This window comes from Paenibacillus solanacearum (genome assembly GCF_910593845.1).
GTDB lineage: Bacteria > Bacillota > Bacilli > Paenibacillales > NBRC-103111 > Paenibacillus_G > Paenibacillus_G solanacearum.
Genome location: NZ_CAJVAS010000011.1, coordinates 137415 through 153938, shown reverse-complemented (window position 1 = coordinate 153938; position 16524 = coordinate 137415). Strand labels below are relative to the sequence as shown.

Sequence of the window (16524 nt, the reverse complement as noted above, 5' to 3'; positions counted from 1 at the left end):
CTTCGCTCAAACGCGAACCGTCTTCCACTTGCCCTGCTTGAACCGAATATAAATGAGCACCGACCGGGTGAACTGGTCGGCGGCCGCCGCGACCCAAATGCCCGCGATATCCCACTTCAGCACATAGACGAATACGAGACTGAGCAGCACGCGGAAGCCCCATACGCCGACAAACGTCGAGTACAGCGGGTACCGGGTATCCCCCGCTCCGCGCAGCGCGCCGCCGAGGATGAACTGCGTCGCCTGGGACACTTGAATACAGCCCATGATGCGCAACCCGACCGCGCCTTTCTGAATGACCAGCGGGTCCGGCGTGTAGATCATCATGATGTACGGCGCAAACGCGATGAACACGATGCCCATCGCACCCGCCACGATCATTCCGATCTTCCGCACCTGCCAGCCGTAATTTTCCGCCAGATCCGGCTTCTCCGCGCCGAGCGCCTGCCCTACCAGCGTCGATGCGGCGATGGAGAATGCCATCCCCGGCATGAACGTCAGCCCGAAGACGTTGAACGCGATTTGCGTTGCCGCCAGGGCGATCGTTCCCAGGCTGGCCGCCACCTTCACGAATACGAGCATGCCCAGACGCATGACGATCTGTTCAAGCGCTGTCGGCAGACCGATCTTCAATATGCGGCCGATCATGTCCCGGTCGAGCCGGGATAAACCCTGCAGCCTCAGATGCACGGTATATTTCCCGCTGAACATGACGGCGATGACCCAGATCATGGAGATCATCTGCGCGACGATGGAAGCGACGGCCGCTCCCGTAACCCCCATGACCGGCAGGCCAAACAGGCCATAAATCAGCGGAAAGCCCAGCGCAACGACCAAAATGTTGGACAGCACGTTGATCTTCATCGGCGTGCGCGTATCGCCCGCCCCGCGCAGAATGGCCGTCAGCGCCATCGATATCGTGCTAAACCCGATCGATAAAAATATGATTTCGGCATACGTCAGTCCTTGCGCGAGCACCTCGTCCGTTGCCCCCATGATGCGGAGCAGCTCTTCTGCGAAGAAGTAGCCGATGGCAACCACGACAACGGAGAGCCCGATGTTGAGCGCAAACGCCTGGCTCGCGGCGCGATTCGCCTCGTCCGGCTTGCCGGCCCCGACCGATCTTGCCACAATGACCGTAGTCCCCACGTTCAGCGTCATAAAGACAGCGATCAGCAGCAAGTACGGCTGGCTCGTCAAGCCAACGACGGCGACCGCCTCCGGGCCGACTCGTCCGACCATCACCATGTTGAGCATCTGCATGAAATTGATCAGCAGCATCTCCACCAGGGACGGCCCGGCCAATGTAAAAATCGTCTTGCGAACAGCCTTCAGGTCCGTGGCATCGACCAGCGATATGCCGGCGCCGCCGCTGTTCTCGCGAGCCGGTGCAGAACGCCGTTCCTCCGGCTCGGCTTGCGAATTCTCACTCACGGAGTCACCCGCTTTCTACGGTTCATGTTGGAAACAAGCTGCCAGTACTCCTCATCGTAACATATTTCGCTTGGAAAATGTTCATACGGCGGGTGCAATTTTCGGACATGACAAAAAAGCAGGAATCTCCCCGGCCCTCACGGGCCGATATTCGGAGATCCCTGCTGCTGCGATACGCTGTACGTTTTTTAGCGTACTTGCTTCGGCTGCTGCGTATTGGACGCGACCACATCGATGCTCTGCAGCGCCTGGTTCAGCTGGTCCTGAACCTGCACCAGCTCCTGATGCTCGCGCTTGTCATCCAGATGGGCTTCCATCTGGCTTTGCGCCTTCTGCAAGGCGCGCTGTGCACCTTCCATCTCCGCGATGGCGGCCTGGAGCTTATGCGGATTGGATTCCAGCTCGGCATGGCGTACCGCCATCTCCGCGTCTTTGGCAATTTGCAGCGCCTTCTCCGCATTATCGATCACGTGGCGAAGCGGCATCTGATGTTGGTTGACCTGTGTCATCCTCTGCATCTCCTTCGGTAATGAATTGAGCAAGCATTGACCTGATTCAACCTATAAGATGCGCGAATTTCGCCCGCTTCATTCCGGTTTTTTCTAGCCGAGATCCGGCTTCCCGATCCGCTCGTACACGACAAAGTCGTAAGCGTACGGGTTGCGCTCGTCCTTCAGCCCGCGTTCGCGCGACGCCTCCCGCCACTCCTGCATGTCCACTTCCATAAAATACGTGTCGACGCGGAAGCGATGGGCAATCTCCGTCACGTACATCCGGTCCGCATATGGCAGGAACAGCCGGAACACTTCCGACCCTCCGATGACGAACAGCTCCTCCTCGCCCCGGCCGTACTCCATCGCTTCCTCCACCGTGCGAACCGTCTCGATGCCTTCCGCAGAAAAAGACGGGTCGCGCGTCAGTACGACATTGCGGCGCTTCGGAAGCGGCTTGCCGCCGAGCGAATCAAACGTCTTGCGCCCCATCAGCACCGTGTGCCCCAACGTCTTGCTCTTGAAGTAAGCAAAATCGTTCGGCAAATACCAAGGCATCTTATTGTCGATTCCAATGCCGCGCGTTTCGTCCATCGCAAAAATAAAAGATACCGTCATTCCTGCACCTCGATCTGCCGGTGGTCAAGCCCCCGGCGAAGTCTCATTCATCAAATCGCAATTGGCGCTTTAATGCCCGGATGCGCGACATAGCCCGCGAACTCGAAATCTTCGTACCGGTAGTCAAAGATCGAATCCGGCTTCCGCTGGATCACCAGCTGCGGCGGCGGATACGGCTCCCGGGTCAGTTGCAGCTTCACCTGCTCGATATGGTTGGCATAAATATGCACATCGCCACCCGTCCAGACGAGCTCGCCGACCTCCAGATCGCACTGCTGCGCCACCATGTGAGTCAGCAGCGCATACGAGGCGATATTGAACGGCAGGCCGAGGAACGTGTCCACCGACCGCATCTGGAACATGCAGGACAAGCGTCCGTTCGCTACATAAAATTGAAACGCATAGTGGCAGGGCGGCAGCGCCATGCCGTCCACCTCCGCGGGGTTCCATGCGCTGACCAGATGCCGCCGCGAATCGGGATTGTTCCGGATTTGCGCGATCACGTTCGCGATCTGGTCGACGGCTTGTCCGTTCGGTCCAAGCCACGTACGCCACTGCGCCCCGTATACCCGGCCGAGATTCCCCTCTTCGTCCGCCCACTCGTCCCATATCGTGACGCCGTTGTCCTGCAAATAGCGGATATTCGTATTGCCGCTCAAAAACCAGAGAAGCTCGTGAACGATCGATCGCATATGCAGCTTCTTTGTGGTCAGAAGCGGAAAGCCTTGCTGCAAATCCATCCGCATTTGCCGGCCGAAGACGGATAAAGTGCCGGTGCCGGTACGGTCTTCTTTCTGCACGCCGTGGTCCAATATATCCTTAAGCAAATCTAAATACGCTCTCATGGTTCACCTCGTATGATCGTTTCTTCGCTGCAGCGCATCGAATAAATTTCATTATATAATACAGCTTACTTCAAAGCATCGTCAAACGCATGTTTCATGCGATCGGCGTCCTTCGAAATCGCGAAGAAGATAACCGGGCCTTTGGATAAGAGTACATGCTTCTCAATTAAATAATACTCCTGGGGGCGGTAGTCTTTGAACTTGACCGACTGGGTCGCAACCCTTTGCCGCACTTGATCCATAATCGCTTCGATGTCACGCGCATCCTTTAATTTGATGATGGCGAGTTCATCCGCTTTCACATTCGATAACGCCGTATAGAGAGCAAATTCCGCCACATCGCTCGCTTCGATATGGTATAGCTTTCGCAGCTTCTCTGCGTCCCCTTGCTTCATCTCGCTAAAGCTCCCTATCTGCTGCTTCATCCGTCCGACCAACTCGGTAACCGACAACAGCTCTTGGGAATTGTTGCGGCTGACACATCCGGTCAAGAGCTCCATGGCAACAACAAACACAAGCAGTACGATCCATCGCTGGTTCACTATATTCACTCCATGACGTTCAGAATAGAAGAGTCTTCGAAAAAGGTATGAATATTGTACAAGATCAGCAGGTCCCGGATGCCGCGTTCTTGCACGAGCTTTATGAGCGATTCGTCGTAATACCGAAGATCGACGACGTCGATCTCCCCGAAGTGCACTGCCAAAAACGGAAGCAAACTGTTGGCAAACGAATCCTTGACCACCAGCAGCTTCTTGCCCGCGGGACCGCCCGTCTTTATTCGGATCAAGGCGTGATTGCCATTCAAAAAAAACGCGTACTTGTCCTTCTTATGCAGCTGATCCGGCTCGTAGAAGGAATCCGATATACGGCCTTCGTCCACGTACGACACCTTGATCTTGCTGTCCTTCTTCGGCGCGTACAGGTCGATCCCGTCGGGCTGCAGATGGCGAAATCCGCTTTTCGAATAAAGCGAGCCGTAGAACTCGTCCGTCACCCGGCGGATGTCAAACGCATCTTCCTCTTGCGGAACGAGCCCCATCTGCCGACAAAGCGCCCTGTACGCATAATAAGCGCCCTTGGATGTCCAATGATGATCGGTTCGATAGAACACCGGCTGTCCCCGTTCGGCATCCAGCGCGGAATACACATCGACGAAGTGAATATCATGCGGCAGCAACCGGCGAAACCGGTCAAGATCGGCCTTTTCGTCGTCGACGGAAGCGTACGCCGGCAGCTTGTCCGCAAGCAGCGCCGCGGCAGTCGGCGCCAGGGCGATATACTTGCGAAGACCAGGCGTGGCTTGGCCTAAAGCCTGAATCGCCCGGACTCTGTCTTCCAGTACTGCATCCGGCGGCGAAGTATACTGCTCTATGAGGTAGCCGTCTTTGCCCAGGAAGACGCCGTTGCTGTCCTTTTTGCCTAAAGCGCGGTCTGCGTCGGTCTTCGCGCCGACCCAAGCGTCTCGAAAGGCGAACTGATCCAACGTATACCTTTCGTAATCGGAAGCGAATTGTCCAGACATGAGCGAATGCAGCGAGAAGGTTGGCCGCTCTTCCAGCACCCGATTTTCCGATTCCGAGAAGAGCTTGTCAGGTGTCAGCGCATTCGCCACAGCCAGCCCGCCGACAAACAGCAGCAGCAAGAGGCCCGTAAGAGCCCTGCGTTTCAGATCGTATCCGTCCAAGGCAGCCCCTCTCCCTTCAAAACCGAAAATATAAAAAAGGATTGTACGTCTCCGTGACAAGATAAGCTGTAGACAAAGCCAGCGCAGCGAAGTAAAGCGCCGGAACGGCTACCGCACCTCCTATGCGCCATCTGCCCCTGAGCCGCGCGGCCACCTTGCGCGGAAACGGCGTGGCACAAAGCGCGGACAGGACAAGCAGGATTCCGTTCGTCGACAGATCGTAAAGCGCCTGACGATCCGCCCATCCGTGCGCGGTGAAGCCGAACATGATTCCGATAAACGTCCCTGCGGAGGCCAAGCGGTCGAATTCGAACCACACCCAGCCGACGATGATGGCCAGAAGCGTATACAGATGGCTTACCGGGCGTGGCCAGCGCTTCAGCCATCGAAGAAGAAACAGTTTCTCGATCGTCACGAGCAGCCCGAAATATAAGCCCCAGACAACAAAGTTCCAGCTGGCTCCATGCCATAATCCGGTTAGGAACCAAACGATAAGCACATTCCGAAGCTGCCTGCGCAACCCCCTCCGATTGCCGCCGAGCGGAATATACACATATTCTCGGAACCAGGAGCCCAGGGTAACATGCCACCGCCGCCAAAATTCCGTCACGCTTCGGGAAATATACGGGTGATTGAAGTTCACCGGCAACTCAAACCCGAACATCTTGCCGAGCCCCCGCGCCATGTCCGAATAGCCGCTGAAGTCGAAGTAAATTTGGAACGTGAACGCCACGATGCCGAGCCAGGCGGACACCACGGTGACGTCCTCCGCAGGCGCCGTTTTCACACTCGTCCATAGCGTTCCGATCTGGTTGGCGAGCAGCACCTTCTTGGCCAAGCCCCGAATGAACCATCCCGCGCCTTCGCCGAACCGTTCGAATGTTACATTACGCAAGACCAGTTGCCTGGCGATGTCTGTATATTTGACGATCGGACCGGCAACGAGCTGCGGAAACATCGTTACATACGTGCCAAATGCGACGATATTCCGCTCCGCCGCCACCTTACCGACATAAACATCGGCCACATAGGACATCGTTTGAAACGTGTAGAAGGAAATGCCGACCGGCAGCGGGAGATCGGCAGCCTGCAGTTGGAGGTGGAACAGCCGATTCAGATTGTCGGCCACAAATCCGGCGTATTTGAAGAAGCAAAGTATCGCCAAATTGCCGGTAAGGGAGCCAATGAAGACCGCCCTCGCAATCGCCTGCCGGTGCCTGAACTTGTCGATCAGCAGACCGTTGGCATAATCGAAGACGGTGGAGAACATCATCAGGAAAATATACAGCGGCTCACCCCAGGCATAAAAGACGAGACTTGCGGCGAACAGAACGGCGTTCTTCCACTTCTTCGGCGAGACGTAATAAACGAGCAGCACCGCGGGCAAAAATTGAAATAGAAAGATCAGACTGCTGAAGACCAACGCTTATTACCTCCCGGTCAGTTGGGGTCACACCGTTCAGTTCTCACGACCCTTTACGAAATCGAGCAGCAGGGGATAAAACGCCGCTTGGAAGTGAATACCGTCATTGTCGTACAAATCGGAATGCCCGGTAACGAGCGGTGTCAAATCGATCCATCCGACCTGCTCTTTGGCCGCAAGCGCTTTGAGCCCTTCATTGTAGTCTCCGATCTTGCGATAGCGCGGCTCCGCCTTCTCCGCCTCAGCCGTAACCGGGGTTACCGTCAGAAGCGTAATCTTCGCCTTCGGAAGCTTCGCTTTGATGCTGTCGATCAAGCGGGCATAATGTGACAGCGAGTACTGCTTCGGATCGTCCGTCGGCCACAAGATATCGTCCGATCCCAAATGGATGAACACACGCTCGGGCTTGCGTCCGGCCAGATCGCCGACGTCTTTCAGCGCGAATTGGGCCGTCTTTCCTGCGCCGGCCAGTACGTTCTCCTCGTTCAGCACATCGTGATAAGACAATCCCTCCGTTATCGAATCCCCGAGAAACACGCTTGTACGATACAGCTGCTTGTACGAAGACGGCTGCGAAACCTCCGTACCCGCCGTCGCCGGCCTCGAAGTCCCGGAAGCTGGAGCTTGTCCATTGCCGCCTTGATTCCCGCACGCCGCAACCGATAAGGCGACGATTCCGATTAGCAGCGCGCCCGGCATTTTTGTAAGCATCGTTCATTCCCCTTTCCTATGGGTCAAGGAGAAGATTACGCTATATACATAAAGATCGTGTGCAGACGAAATGCAGATAAAAAAAAGCGCAGAACCGGGGTTCTACGCTTTCTTCTTATTCAGTTCAAAGAAAAATCGGACGCCATCTCCGGTATTCACGGCCCCGTAAGGCACTCCGTGCAGCTCCAAAATTTGCTTGCAGATGGCAAGCCCGAGCCCGATGCCGCCCGTCGAACGATGGCGGGAGCGGTCGCCGCGGTAGAAGCGGTCCCATATTTTCTCCATCTGATCGTCGGGAATGTGGGCCCCCTTGTTTTCAATGCATACCTTGACGGTCTCCCGTTCCTCGACAGCCTCTACGAAGATGTTCTCGCCTTCCGGCGTGTAACGGATCGCGTTCGTCAGGAAGTTCACAATGACCTGTTCGATGCGCAGCGGATTGGCGAAGACTTCGACAGGGACGAAATGCGTGTGAAGCCGAAGCCGGTTGCCGGTGATATCCGGGGCCAGCTTCGTGCAAACCCGCTCCAGGACGGCGTCGATTCGGAACGAGTCCATTTCCATCTTGTACGTGCCGGACTCGTACTTCGCCAGCTCCAGCATGTCCGCGATGAGCAGGTTCATCTTCTTCACCTCGTCTTCCATCGCCGCGAAGTAATACTCCCGCTTCTGGCTTTCGGGCTTGTCTTTTATAATATACAGGCAGCTCTCGATGACGCTGAGCGGGGTTTTCAATTCGTGAGATACGCCGGCGATGAACTCTTTTCGCGTCTGCTCCAGCCGCTTTTCCTGCTCGATATCCTGCTCCAGCCGGACGATATGGTCATGCAGCAAGCTCGAAAGCCGGTTAATGTTGCGGGACAAGCTGCCGATCTCGTCCTCGGTCACAACCGGAATTCGGACGGAAAAGTCAAGGCTGGCCATTCTTTGCGTTGCGTCGTTCATGCGGAGCAGCGGACGGGCAATGCGGCGGCTATAATAAAAGGAGGCTAGCAGGACGAGCAGCAATGTGCCGAGCACGATATAGCCGTAATAATGACGCATCACGCCTGCGGCTTCGTTCACGGGCTGGAGCGACGTCATGGCAAACAGGTACTCTGCGTTTCCTGCCGGACCCATTAACTGTTTCACGAATATTTTGTAAGGGACGTTATTTTCCTCGTAATCGCTGACGGTATAGGTTTTGCCGCTGAGATCCCCGTAGAGCAGATCGGCTTGAAAAGCTTTCACCCGTTCCAAAAACAAATGGTTCATGTACCGCGATTCGCTCGCTCCCTCCGGCGTCCGGACTTGCGTCAGCGTACCGTATACCAGTACACTCGGGTACCGTTTGTGATATTCGGTCGGGCTCTTGAACCTCGGAACGACTTCGTATTCCTTGCGGACGAGCTGTCCGTTTTCCAGGCGATTTTCCTCCCGCAGGTTGGAAGCGTTCCGCCCGATTCGCTGCGGGTACAGCTGGCTGCCGATCAGAATGCCTTCGATAGCGATGCGCTCCCCAGGTTTGACGAAGGTATCGAGCCGAAGCCGGTTGCCGTCGCTTAGATCTTCCACATTCATCACCATGTATAAGGGAATGGCGATCGACTTGCCGGAAAGAACCGGAGCGTCCGCCGCGTTCTCCAAGCGCACCTCCGCTTCGAAGTCGTCCGAATATTTCAAATTGCCTTCGGAGTCCAGCGCGGCGATCCAAGTATTGTATTTTTCATAAAATTGCTGCTCATTCCGGAACGCGCTGCGGGCATTCCCGGTATGAACCCCATCTTCTTGAGACGCGATGCGCAGGGCGGTCTGGACATTGTCGACCTTCTTATGCACGTAGAACTGCTTGAAAAACAAGGTTTGCCCGGCGAAGATGCTGGCGACCACGAACAAGCATAAACCCATCGACAGCAGAAACAGCTTGGTGACGATGCTCTTTCTCATGGCTGTTCCTCGAATTTATAGCCCGAACGTACGACGGTCACAATTCTTGCCGCATGCTCGCACAGCTTGGAACGCAGATTTCGAATATGACTGCTGAGCGTACGTTCGTCACCATCGAAATCGTAGCCCCAGATTTTCGTAATGAGCTGCTCCCTTGTCATAATGATCCCTTTGTTCCTCATCAGACAGGCCAAAATTTCAAATTCTGTATGCGTCAGGCTGCAAGGTTTGCCATCTAGCGTGACGGTTCGGGAAGGGAGATGAAGTAGGATCCCCCCGCCGGACAGCCTATCCCCCGAATCACCGATTTGCCGGCTTTCCAGCAGACGCTTCGTCCGCGCCAACAGGATGGGGGGACTGCATGGTTTGACAACGTAATCGTCCGCCCCTAGCTCAAAGCCTAACAGCGTATCATCCTCGTCCGACCGGGCTGTCAGCATCAGAATCGGAACGCTCGACGTCTTGCGAATCCGCCGGCAGACGGACCACCCGTCCAATTCCGGCAGCATAACGTCCAGTATAATCAGGTCAATTTCATGCTCTTGAAACAACTTCAAAGCCTGGCTTCCCTCGCTCGCCTCCAGCACCCGGTATCCTTCATCCGACAAATAGTCCTTCATGATTTCCCGCAGTACCTGCTGGTCCTCCACGATCAAGATCGTTTTCGGCATGTGTCCCCCTCGATTCGATTGTATAAACACGATGTTACCATGTTTAGGAGGGTGCCTCAATTTGACAGTGTTACGCCTCCGTTACGACGGAGCCCCTTGCGTCCGCTTCAGGAACAATGCCAGCGCCAGGGCGATCACGGCAAAGCCGAGGCCGATCATAAAGGCGTTATGCACGCCGGTCACAACCGCCTCGGACATTTGCGCCGGGGAGGTCGGGTCGGCCGAGTGTTCCAGAAAGCCGCGCTGCCCCGACGTCATGATGCCGATGAACAGCGCCATGCCGATGGCGCCGGCCACTTGCTGCAAGGTGTTCAGGATCGCCGTGCCGTGCGGATAATACCGGCTCGGCAGCTGGTTGAGGCCGTTCGTCTGGGTCGGCATCATGATCATGGATATGGCCACCATCAGGCATATATGGAGGATGAGGAATGTCGGCTTGGTCGTCTCCGTCGATACCCTTGTGAAAAACCACATAATGACGACCAGAAACGCCGCTCCCGGGATGACGAGCGCCCGCGGGCCGAACTTGTCGAACAGCTTGCCCGTGATCGGGGAGATCAGTCCGTTCAGCAAGCTGCCGGGCAGCAGAAGCAGGCCCGACATGAACACGGTGAGTCCCAGCGCCCCCTGGAACAGGAACGGCAGCAGCGCCATCGTGGAGAACAGCGTCATCATCATAATCATGAGCAGGATCACGGTCAGCGTAAACATCGGATAGCGGAACGCGCGCAAATCCATGAGCGGCTCGTCCACCCGAAGCTGCCGAATGGCGAACAGCAGCAGCGACACCGCACCGACGAGCACCGTGCCATAGACGAGTGGATTCGACCAGCCGCCGTTCCCTTCGCCGGCGCTGCTGAATCCGTACACGATGCCGCCGAAGCCGATCGTGGACAAAATGATCGATACGACATCGACTCGCGGCTTGGTCGGCACCGAAACATTTTTCAAATAAATAAACGCGAACACGATTGAGAAAATCGCAAATGGCAGCACCATAAAAAACAGCCAGCGCCACTCCAGCGTCTGGAGAATGAGCCCCGACAGCGTCGGTCCGATCGCCGGAGCGAACATGATGACGAGGCCGATGCTGCCCATGGCGGCGCCCCGCTTCTCCGGCGGATACAGCACGAGAATGGTATTCATCATTACCGGCAGCATCAGCCCCGTGCCCGCCGCCTGCAGCAAACGGCCGATCAGGAGGACGGAGAAGTGCGGCGCGGCGCCGCATACCAGTGTGCCTATCGAGAACAGCGTCATCGCCCCGAGAAACATTTGCCGGGTCGTAAACCATTGAACCAGCAGCGCCGAGGCCGGGACCAGTACGCCGACGACGAGCATGTAGCCTGTCGCCAGCCATTGAAGCGTAGGCGCGGTGACGTTCAGCTCCACCATCAATTCGGGAAAAGCGATGTTGAGCAGCGTTTCATTCAATATCGAGAAAAACGCCCCGATGATCAGCGAAATCAAAATCGGCAGCCTTTTTACATGGTCATGCGGCTGAGGCGCCTCGGCTGCCGCGTGATCGGAATGTTGCACGTCATATTCCTCCTTTGTTCCAGCGGTATTTTCGTACATGAGCTATCTTGTTTCAATCGTCCGGGACAATGAACCCATGCTTTTCAGAAACAGTTAAATTTAGTAAGATAGGTTCAGGTACGATTATACTGCTCTTATTCACCTAGGATTCGGGACGAAAGCATGTTTTATGCGAATGCGGACGCTTGAATGGTTAGGAGTATAGTACAGCCGGCCCTGTGCGCCATAGAGGGTCGGTTTTATTTTCATAGTCCTATCAAAACTTAACATCACAGGTGATGACTAATGAACCGTGCGGAGAGACGCAAAGCGATCGGCGCGCATCCATATCCTTTACTAGAGAAACTATTAACCGCGAACGATGAAAAACTAAAACACGTGATGAAAGAATTGGCCGATGTCAAATACGCCTTGGACCAGTCCTCCATTATCGCCATTACGGATCAGCGAGGTATCATCTTATACGCCAACGACCAATTTTGCGCCATTTCCAAATATGAGGCGGAGGAACTGGTCGGCCAGGACCACCGCATTCTCAATTCCGGCTATCATTCCCGCGATTTTTTCAAAACGATGTGGGCTACGATCGGTTCGGGCGAAGTATGGCGCGGAGAGGTGCGGAACCGGGCGAAGGACGGCTCCTTCTACTGGGTAGACACCACCATCGTGCCGTTTATGAACGATAAAGGCATTCCCTATCAATATATCTCGATTCGCAACGACATTACCTTTCGCAGACAAGTAGAGGAGGAATTGCGGCAAAGCGAAGAAAAGTACCGGCTCATTACGGAAAATTCGTCGGACTTGATCTCGGTCATTCATGCCGACGGCAGCTTCGCATACTGCTCGCCGTCGCACAAAGACCTGCTCGGCTACGATCCGACGGCTATGCCGTCGCGCGACATGCTGCAATGGATTCACGAGAAGGACCGCCAAAACGTGTACGACAGCTTTCGGAGCCTCTTGGCCGAAGGGCAGGCGGTCTCTCCGCTGGAGTACCGGGTGCGCGCCCTGAACGGGGAATATTACTGCGTCGAGACGACGATCAACCCGATCGTCGCGCAAGCTGCCGACGATGTGCAGCGTCTCGTCCTGATCACAAGGGATATTACCGAACGCAAAAAGTCGGAGCAAGCGATCTATCATCTGGCGTACCACGATACGCTGACCGACTTGCCGAACCGCCGACTGTTCATGGACCGGCTCCGCAAGGAAACGGGCCGGGCGAAGCGAATCGGAACGCTCCTGGCTGTTCTGTTTCTCGATCTGGACCGGTTTAAGAACATCAACGATTCGCTCGGCCACGAAATGGGCGACCTGATTCTCATCGAAACCGCCAAGCGCCTGCGCGATTGCGTTCGGCCGGACGATTTGGTCGCCCGCTTTGCCGGGGACGAATTTATCATTTTGCTGACCGATCTGATGAGCGTAAGCGAAGTCGAAACGGTATCCGAGCACATTCAGGCCAGCCTGCAGGTGCCGTTCCAACTGGGCGCGCAATCGCAGCATATTTCGTGCAGCCTCGGCATCGCGATGTATCCGTCGGACGGCAGAAATCCGGACGAACTGCTGAAGCGGGCGGATATGGCGCTGTATGCGGTCAAGGAACGCGGGCGCAAAGGCTACTCCTTCTTCCATCACGAGATGGAGGAACGCTCCCTGGAACGCAGCCTGCTCGAAAATGAGCTGCAAAAGGCGATCCATCTCGAGCAGTTTCATATCGACTACCAGCCGAAGGTCGATCTGGCGACGGGCCAGCTGACTGGCATGGAAGCGCTCGTCCGCTGGATTCATCCGGAACTTGGCCGGATCGCGCCGAACAAGTTCATTCCGATCGCCGAAGAAACGGGGCTGATCATCCCGCTCGGGGAATGGGTTCTCCGCAAAGGCTGCGCGCAAAACAAAGTGTGGCAAAATCAAGGCTATCCGCCGCTCAAGCTGTCCGTCAACTTGTCAGCCCGGCAGTTTTATCAAGCCGATCTGCTCGATCAAATCCGCGACATCTTGGACGAGACCGGCCTTGAGCCGCAATGGCTCGAGCTGGAAGTAACGGAGAGCATCTTTGCCGACATCGACGATGCGGCCGTCATTTTGCAAAAAATTAGAAACCTGGGCGTCAACATGTCCATCGACGATTTCGGAACCGGCTACAGTTCTTTCAGCTATATCAAGCATTTGCCGATCGATACATTGAAGATCGACGCCTCGTTCATCCGGGATATCCATCAGAATAAGGAAAGTCATGCGATCGTCAGGGCGATATTGTCGCTGGCCCAAACGTTAAACTTGAACGTCATTGCCGAAGGCGTGGAAAGCACGGAACAGGTCGCCGTCCTGAGCGAGGGCGGATGCCATCAGGCGCAGGGGTATTTGTTCAGCAAGCCGATTTCCAGCGAACACTTCGAAAAAATGCTGCAAAACACAACCTAACCATCATCGGAGGCTTCAAGTGAATATCTTTAAAAAGAAAACGAAACCGTGGTCGGACTACATGAGCCACTCCCGCTCCACTGACCTGTGCGAGGCCAGCGAAGCCATCATCGAGCGGCTGGCTTTTATGGGAATTACCCGGGAAACGCTGCAGGCGATCAAGCAATCGGCGCATCTGCTGCTGCCGCACAAAGCGGACATCGTCAGTCAATTTTACCGCTCAATCACGTCGGTTCCGCACTTGCGGCAAATTATCGAGGAGCACTCCACCGTCGATCGATTGAAAGTGACGATGGAAACGTATGTGGAGCAGTTTCTTCAAGCGGATGTGCATCACGAATATATTCGAACCCGGGTCGTGATCGGCCATGTGCACAGCCGCATTCATTTGACGGCGGAGCATTTCATATCGGCTCATCATCTGCTGCTTCAGATCATGACTTCGATCCTGATGGAACAATTGCATGGCCAGCCGGACCGTATGATGCAGGCCGTCCTGGCCGTTCAAAAGCTGGCCGCGTTCGACCAGCAGCTGATCGTGGAAGTGTATATGGAGGAAACGTTCAAATCGTTCCTGTTTGGCGTCTCCGACATGCTGAACCATATGACGCAGCTCGATACGACGGGTCAGCTTATCAAAGGGATGGAGAAGCAGATCGAGGAAAGCCACAGCGTCTCGGCGGCGACGGAACAGATGAGCGCCTCCATTCAGGAGGTCGCCGACCATGCGCTGACCGTTGCCGAAGGAACCGACGATGCGGTGGAAACTGCAGAGCGGAGCAAACAGGTGATCAATAAAGCGCTCGGCGACATTCAGCAGGTCGGCCGCGTATATGACGAAATCATGGGACAGGTGCAGCGGCTCAATCAGGAGATCGAGCATACGCAGGAAGTCGTTCAGATCATTAAAGATATCGCCGACCAGACGAATCTGCTGGCCTTGAACGCAAGCATCGAGGCCGCCCGGGCCGGAGAGCAAGGCAGGGGCTTCGCCATCGTCGCAAGCGAGGTGCGCAAGCTGGCGGAGCATACGAAGGAGCAAATCTCGCAAATTACGACGAGCATCGCTTCCTTGCAGCAGGTGTCCGGTCAGGTCACGCAGCAAATCGGCGACACAGGCAAGCTCGTCGAGCAAAGCGCCGCCGAAGCCCATCATGCGGATGAAGCGCTGCAGAAGATCGTGGAGACCATTCAGGAGATCAACCAGTCAACTACGCAGATCGCCGCCATGACGGAGGAGCAGACGTCTTCGGTCATTGATATCGCGAGCCGCAACTCGGTCATATTCGACCTTAGCACCCATTCGCAAGAGATTGCCCGGCAAACGGCCGCAACCGTGCTGGAGCTGAGCAAGCGGATCGACGAGTACCGGCGCACCTTCTTCACCATCAACGTCAAGCTTGATTATAAAGATACGATTCGTGTGGCCAAGACGGACCATCACTTATGGAAATGGAAAGTGTATAACATGCTGCTCGGCCTGGACGCCATGACGGCCGAACAAGTATCGTCTCACGAAGATTGCCGCCTTGGCTTGTGGTATTACGGCGATCTACCCGCGCAGATCAAAAGTCACCCTGCGTTCGTGCAGCTGGAAGCCCCTCACAAGGCGGTGCACGACTGTGCAAGGCTTGCGGCGAAGAAGTACGAGGAAGGCAGCATAGCGGAAGCCTACGAGGCGTTCGAGCAGTTGCAGCAGCAATCCGACCGGGTCATCGCGCTGCTGAGTCAATTGGAAGCCGAGCTGCATTTGAGCAGCAGGGTTGAAAAATAAACGGGTTACGTTATAATGAGGTCAATTTGAGCAGAGAGACAGGAGTGGAGAAACTGTATGTATAAAATGCTAGCTATCGATATCGATGATACGCTGATCAATGACGACAAACAAATTACGCCCGGCACCAAGCAAGCGCTTTCCCAAGCCATGGCGCAAGGCGTCATCGTCACCATCGCCACCGGACGCATGTACGCGTCGGCCCAACAGCTCGCCAATCAGCTCGAGCTGAACGTACCGCTCATCACGTATCAAGGTTCGCTTGTGAAAAATGCGATCGACGGCGCGGTGCTGTACGAGCGCACCGTCCCGGAAACCGCTGCTCGCCTGCTGTTCGACTATTGCCGGCACAACGAGCTGCATCTGCAAACGTACTTCGACGATGTGCTGTACGTCAAGGAACGCAACGAGAAGGCCATCAGTTATGCCGAATTGTCGAAAATCCCGTTCACGGTATATCCGGACTTCGCGGAGCTCGCAATGAAGCCGTCGACCAAGCTGCTGATCATCGACGAGCCCGTCAAGCTGGATCGCGTGGCTCAAGAGCTGCGGGCCCTGCTCGGACAGCAGGTACATATTACGAAATCGAAGCCTCACTTCCTCGAGATTACCCATTTCGAAGGCACGAAAGGCCATGCGCTCACGTACCTGGCTTCGCACTTCGGACTCGGCCTGGATCAAGTCGTCGCCATCGGCGACAGCTGGAACGACCGCGAAATGCTGGAAGTCGCCGGGCTTGGCGTGGCGATGGGCAACGCCGTCGACGCGCTCAAAGAAATCGCCGACTACGTTACGCTAAGCAACAACGAAGACGGCGTCAAGCACGTCGTCGATAAATTCGTGCTGCAGAACGCGTAATCGTCATTCCGCTTGCACCGCCAGGCAAGCCTGATAGATATGGATAATACGTATTCCCGAATAACCCTCAGCCCTGCTGAGGGTTATTCGTTGTTGTCCGCCCGCAGACCGCGCGCC

General features: G+C 55.7%; 14 protein-coding genes. 3 read left to right on the top strand and 11 right to left on the bottom strand.

Going from position 1 to position 16524, the window contains the following annotated elements:
* Positions 1-6: 6 nt before the first annotated feature.
* The 11 genes from KXG62_RS14665 to KXG62_RS14615 all read right to left on the bottom strand — a co-directional run bounded on the left by KXG62_RS14665 (position 7) and on the right by KXG62_RS14615 (position 11345).
* Complete coding sequence (locus KXG62_RS14665) at positions 7-1434, bottom strand: MATE family efflux transporter (RefSeq protein WP_218092728.1); 1428 nt, start codon at positions 1432-1434, stop codon at positions 7-9.
* A gap of 188 nt (positions 1435-1622) precedes the next feature.
* The gene (locus tag KXG62_RS14660; RefSeq protein WP_218092727.1) at positions 1623-1943 is read right to left on the bottom strand and encodes a hypothetical protein; all 321 of its coding nucleotides are present in this window, start codon (positions 1941-1943) and stop codon (positions 1623-1625) included.
* Between the two features lie 93 nt (positions 1944-2036).
* Complete coding sequence (locus KXG62_RS14655; protein WP_218092726.1) at positions 2037-2543, bottom strand: dihydrofolate reductase; 507 nt, start codon at positions 2541-2543, stop codon at positions 2037-2039.
* Between the two features lie 50 nt (positions 2544-2593).
* Positions 2594-3388 (bottom strand): thymidylate synthase, encoded by a 795-nt coding sequence (gene thyA, locus KXG62_RS14650; RefSeq protein ID WP_218092725.1) that lies wholly within the window; start codon positions 3386-3388, stop codon positions 2594-2596.
* Between the two features lie 65 nt (positions 3389-3453).
* On the bottom strand, positions 3454-3930 hold the full coding sequence (locus KXG62_RS14645; protein WP_343223476.1) for a DUF4358 domain-containing protein: 477 nt from the start codon (positions 3928-3930) through the stop codon (positions 3454-3456).
* A gap of 5 nt (positions 3931-3935) precedes the next feature.
* Entirely contained in the window at positions 3936-5075 is a 1140-nt protein-coding gene (locus KXG62_RS14640) for a DHHW family protein (RefSeq protein ID WP_218092724.1), read from the bottom strand.
* Between the two features lie 16 nt (positions 5076-5091).
* Positions 5092-6498, bottom strand: coding sequence for an MBOAT family O-acyltransferase (locus tag KXG62_RS14635; RefSeq protein WP_218092723.1), 1407 nt, complete (start codon positions 6496-6498; stop codon positions 5092-5094).
* A gap of 36 nt (positions 6499-6534) precedes the next feature.
* Positions 6535-7209: a GDSL-type esterase/lipase family protein gene (locus KXG62_RS14630; RefSeq protein ID WP_218092722.1), complete on the bottom strand. Its 675-nt coding sequence runs from the start codon at positions 7207-7209 to the stop codon at positions 6535-6537.
* A 102-nt stretch (positions 7210-7311) separates the two neighbouring features.
* The gene (locus KXG62_RS14625) at positions 7312-9135 is read right to left on the bottom strand and encodes a sensor histidine kinase (RefSeq protein ID WP_218092721.1); all 1824 of its coding nucleotides are present in this window, start codon (positions 9133-9135) and stop codon (positions 7312-7314) included.
* Complete coding sequence (locus KXG62_RS14620) at positions 9132-9806, bottom strand: response regulator transcription factor (protein ID WP_218092720.1); 675 nt, start codon at positions 9804-9806, stop codon at positions 9132-9134. Before KXG62_RS14620 ends, KXG62_RS14625 begins: the two co-directional genes overlap by 4 nt.
* A gap of 81 nt (positions 9807-9887) precedes the next feature.
* Positions 9888-11345: an MDR family MFS transporter gene (locus KXG62_RS14615; protein WP_246627454.1), complete on the bottom strand. Its 1458-nt coding sequence runs from the start codon at positions 11343-11345 to the stop codon at positions 9888-9890.
* A 285-nt stretch (positions 11346-11630) separates the two neighbouring features.
* Between KXG62_RS14615 and KXG62_RS14610 the strand changes: the two genes are divergently transcribed.
* From KXG62_RS14610 to KXG62_RS14600, 3 genes are read left to right on the top strand one after another with little or no spacing between them, the layout of a single operon-like run.
* Positions 11631-13775, top strand: coding sequence for a sensor domain-containing protein (locus KXG62_RS14610; RefSeq protein ID WP_218092718.1), 2145 nt, complete (start codon positions 11631-11633; stop codon positions 13773-13775).
* A 19-nt stretch (positions 13776-13794) separates the two neighbouring features.
* On the top strand, positions 13795-15549 hold the full coding sequence (locus KXG62_RS14605) for a methyl-accepting chemotaxis protein (RefSeq protein ID WP_218092717.1): 1755 nt from the start codon (positions 13795-13797) through the stop codon (positions 15547-15549).
* A 57-nt stretch (positions 15550-15606) separates the two neighbouring features.
* On the top strand, positions 15607-16407 hold the full coding sequence (locus KXG62_RS14600) for a Cof-type HAD-IIB family hydrolase (RefSeq protein ID WP_218092716.1): 801 nt from the start codon (positions 15607-15609) through the stop codon (positions 16405-16407).
* The last annotated feature ends 117 nt before the right edge of the window (positions 16408-16524 follow it).

What these genes read in the sequence shown, in the direction of transcription:
- thyA (WP_218092725.1), bottom strand. Translation starts at nt 3,388, where the DNA reads ATGAGAGCGTATTTAGATTTGCTTAAGGATATATTGGACCACGGCGTG.
- KXG62_RS14655 (WP_218092726.1), bottom strand. Translation starts at nt 2,543, where the DNA reads ATGACGGTATCTTTTATTTTTGCGATGGACGAAACGCGCGGCATTGGA.
- KXG62_RS14620 (WP_218092720.1), bottom strand. Translation starts at nt 9,806, where the DNA reads ATGCCGAAAACGATCTTGATCGTGGAGGACCAGCAGGTACTGCGGGAA.
- KXG62_RS14610 (WP_218092718.1), top strand. Translation starts at nt 11,631, where the DNA reads ATGAACCGTGCGGAGAGACGCAAAGCGATCGGCGCGCATCCATATCCT.
- KXG62_RS14600 (WP_218092716.1), top strand. Translation starts at nt 15,607, where the DNA reads ATGTATAAAATGCTAGCTATCGATATCGATGATACGCTGATCAATGAC.
- KXG62_RS14630 (WP_218092722.1), bottom strand. Translation starts at nt 7,209, where the DNA reads ATGCTTACAAAAATGCCGGGCGCGCTGCTAATCGGAATCGTCGCCTTA.
- KXG62_RS14660 (WP_218092727.1), bottom strand. Translation starts at nt 1,943, where the DNA reads ATGACACAGGTCAACCAACATCAGATGCCGCTTCGCCACGTGATCGAT.
- KXG62_RS14625 (WP_218092721.1), bottom strand. Translation starts at nt 9,135, where the DNA reads ATGAGAAAGAGCATCGTCACCAAGCTGTTTCTGCTGTCGATGGGTTTA.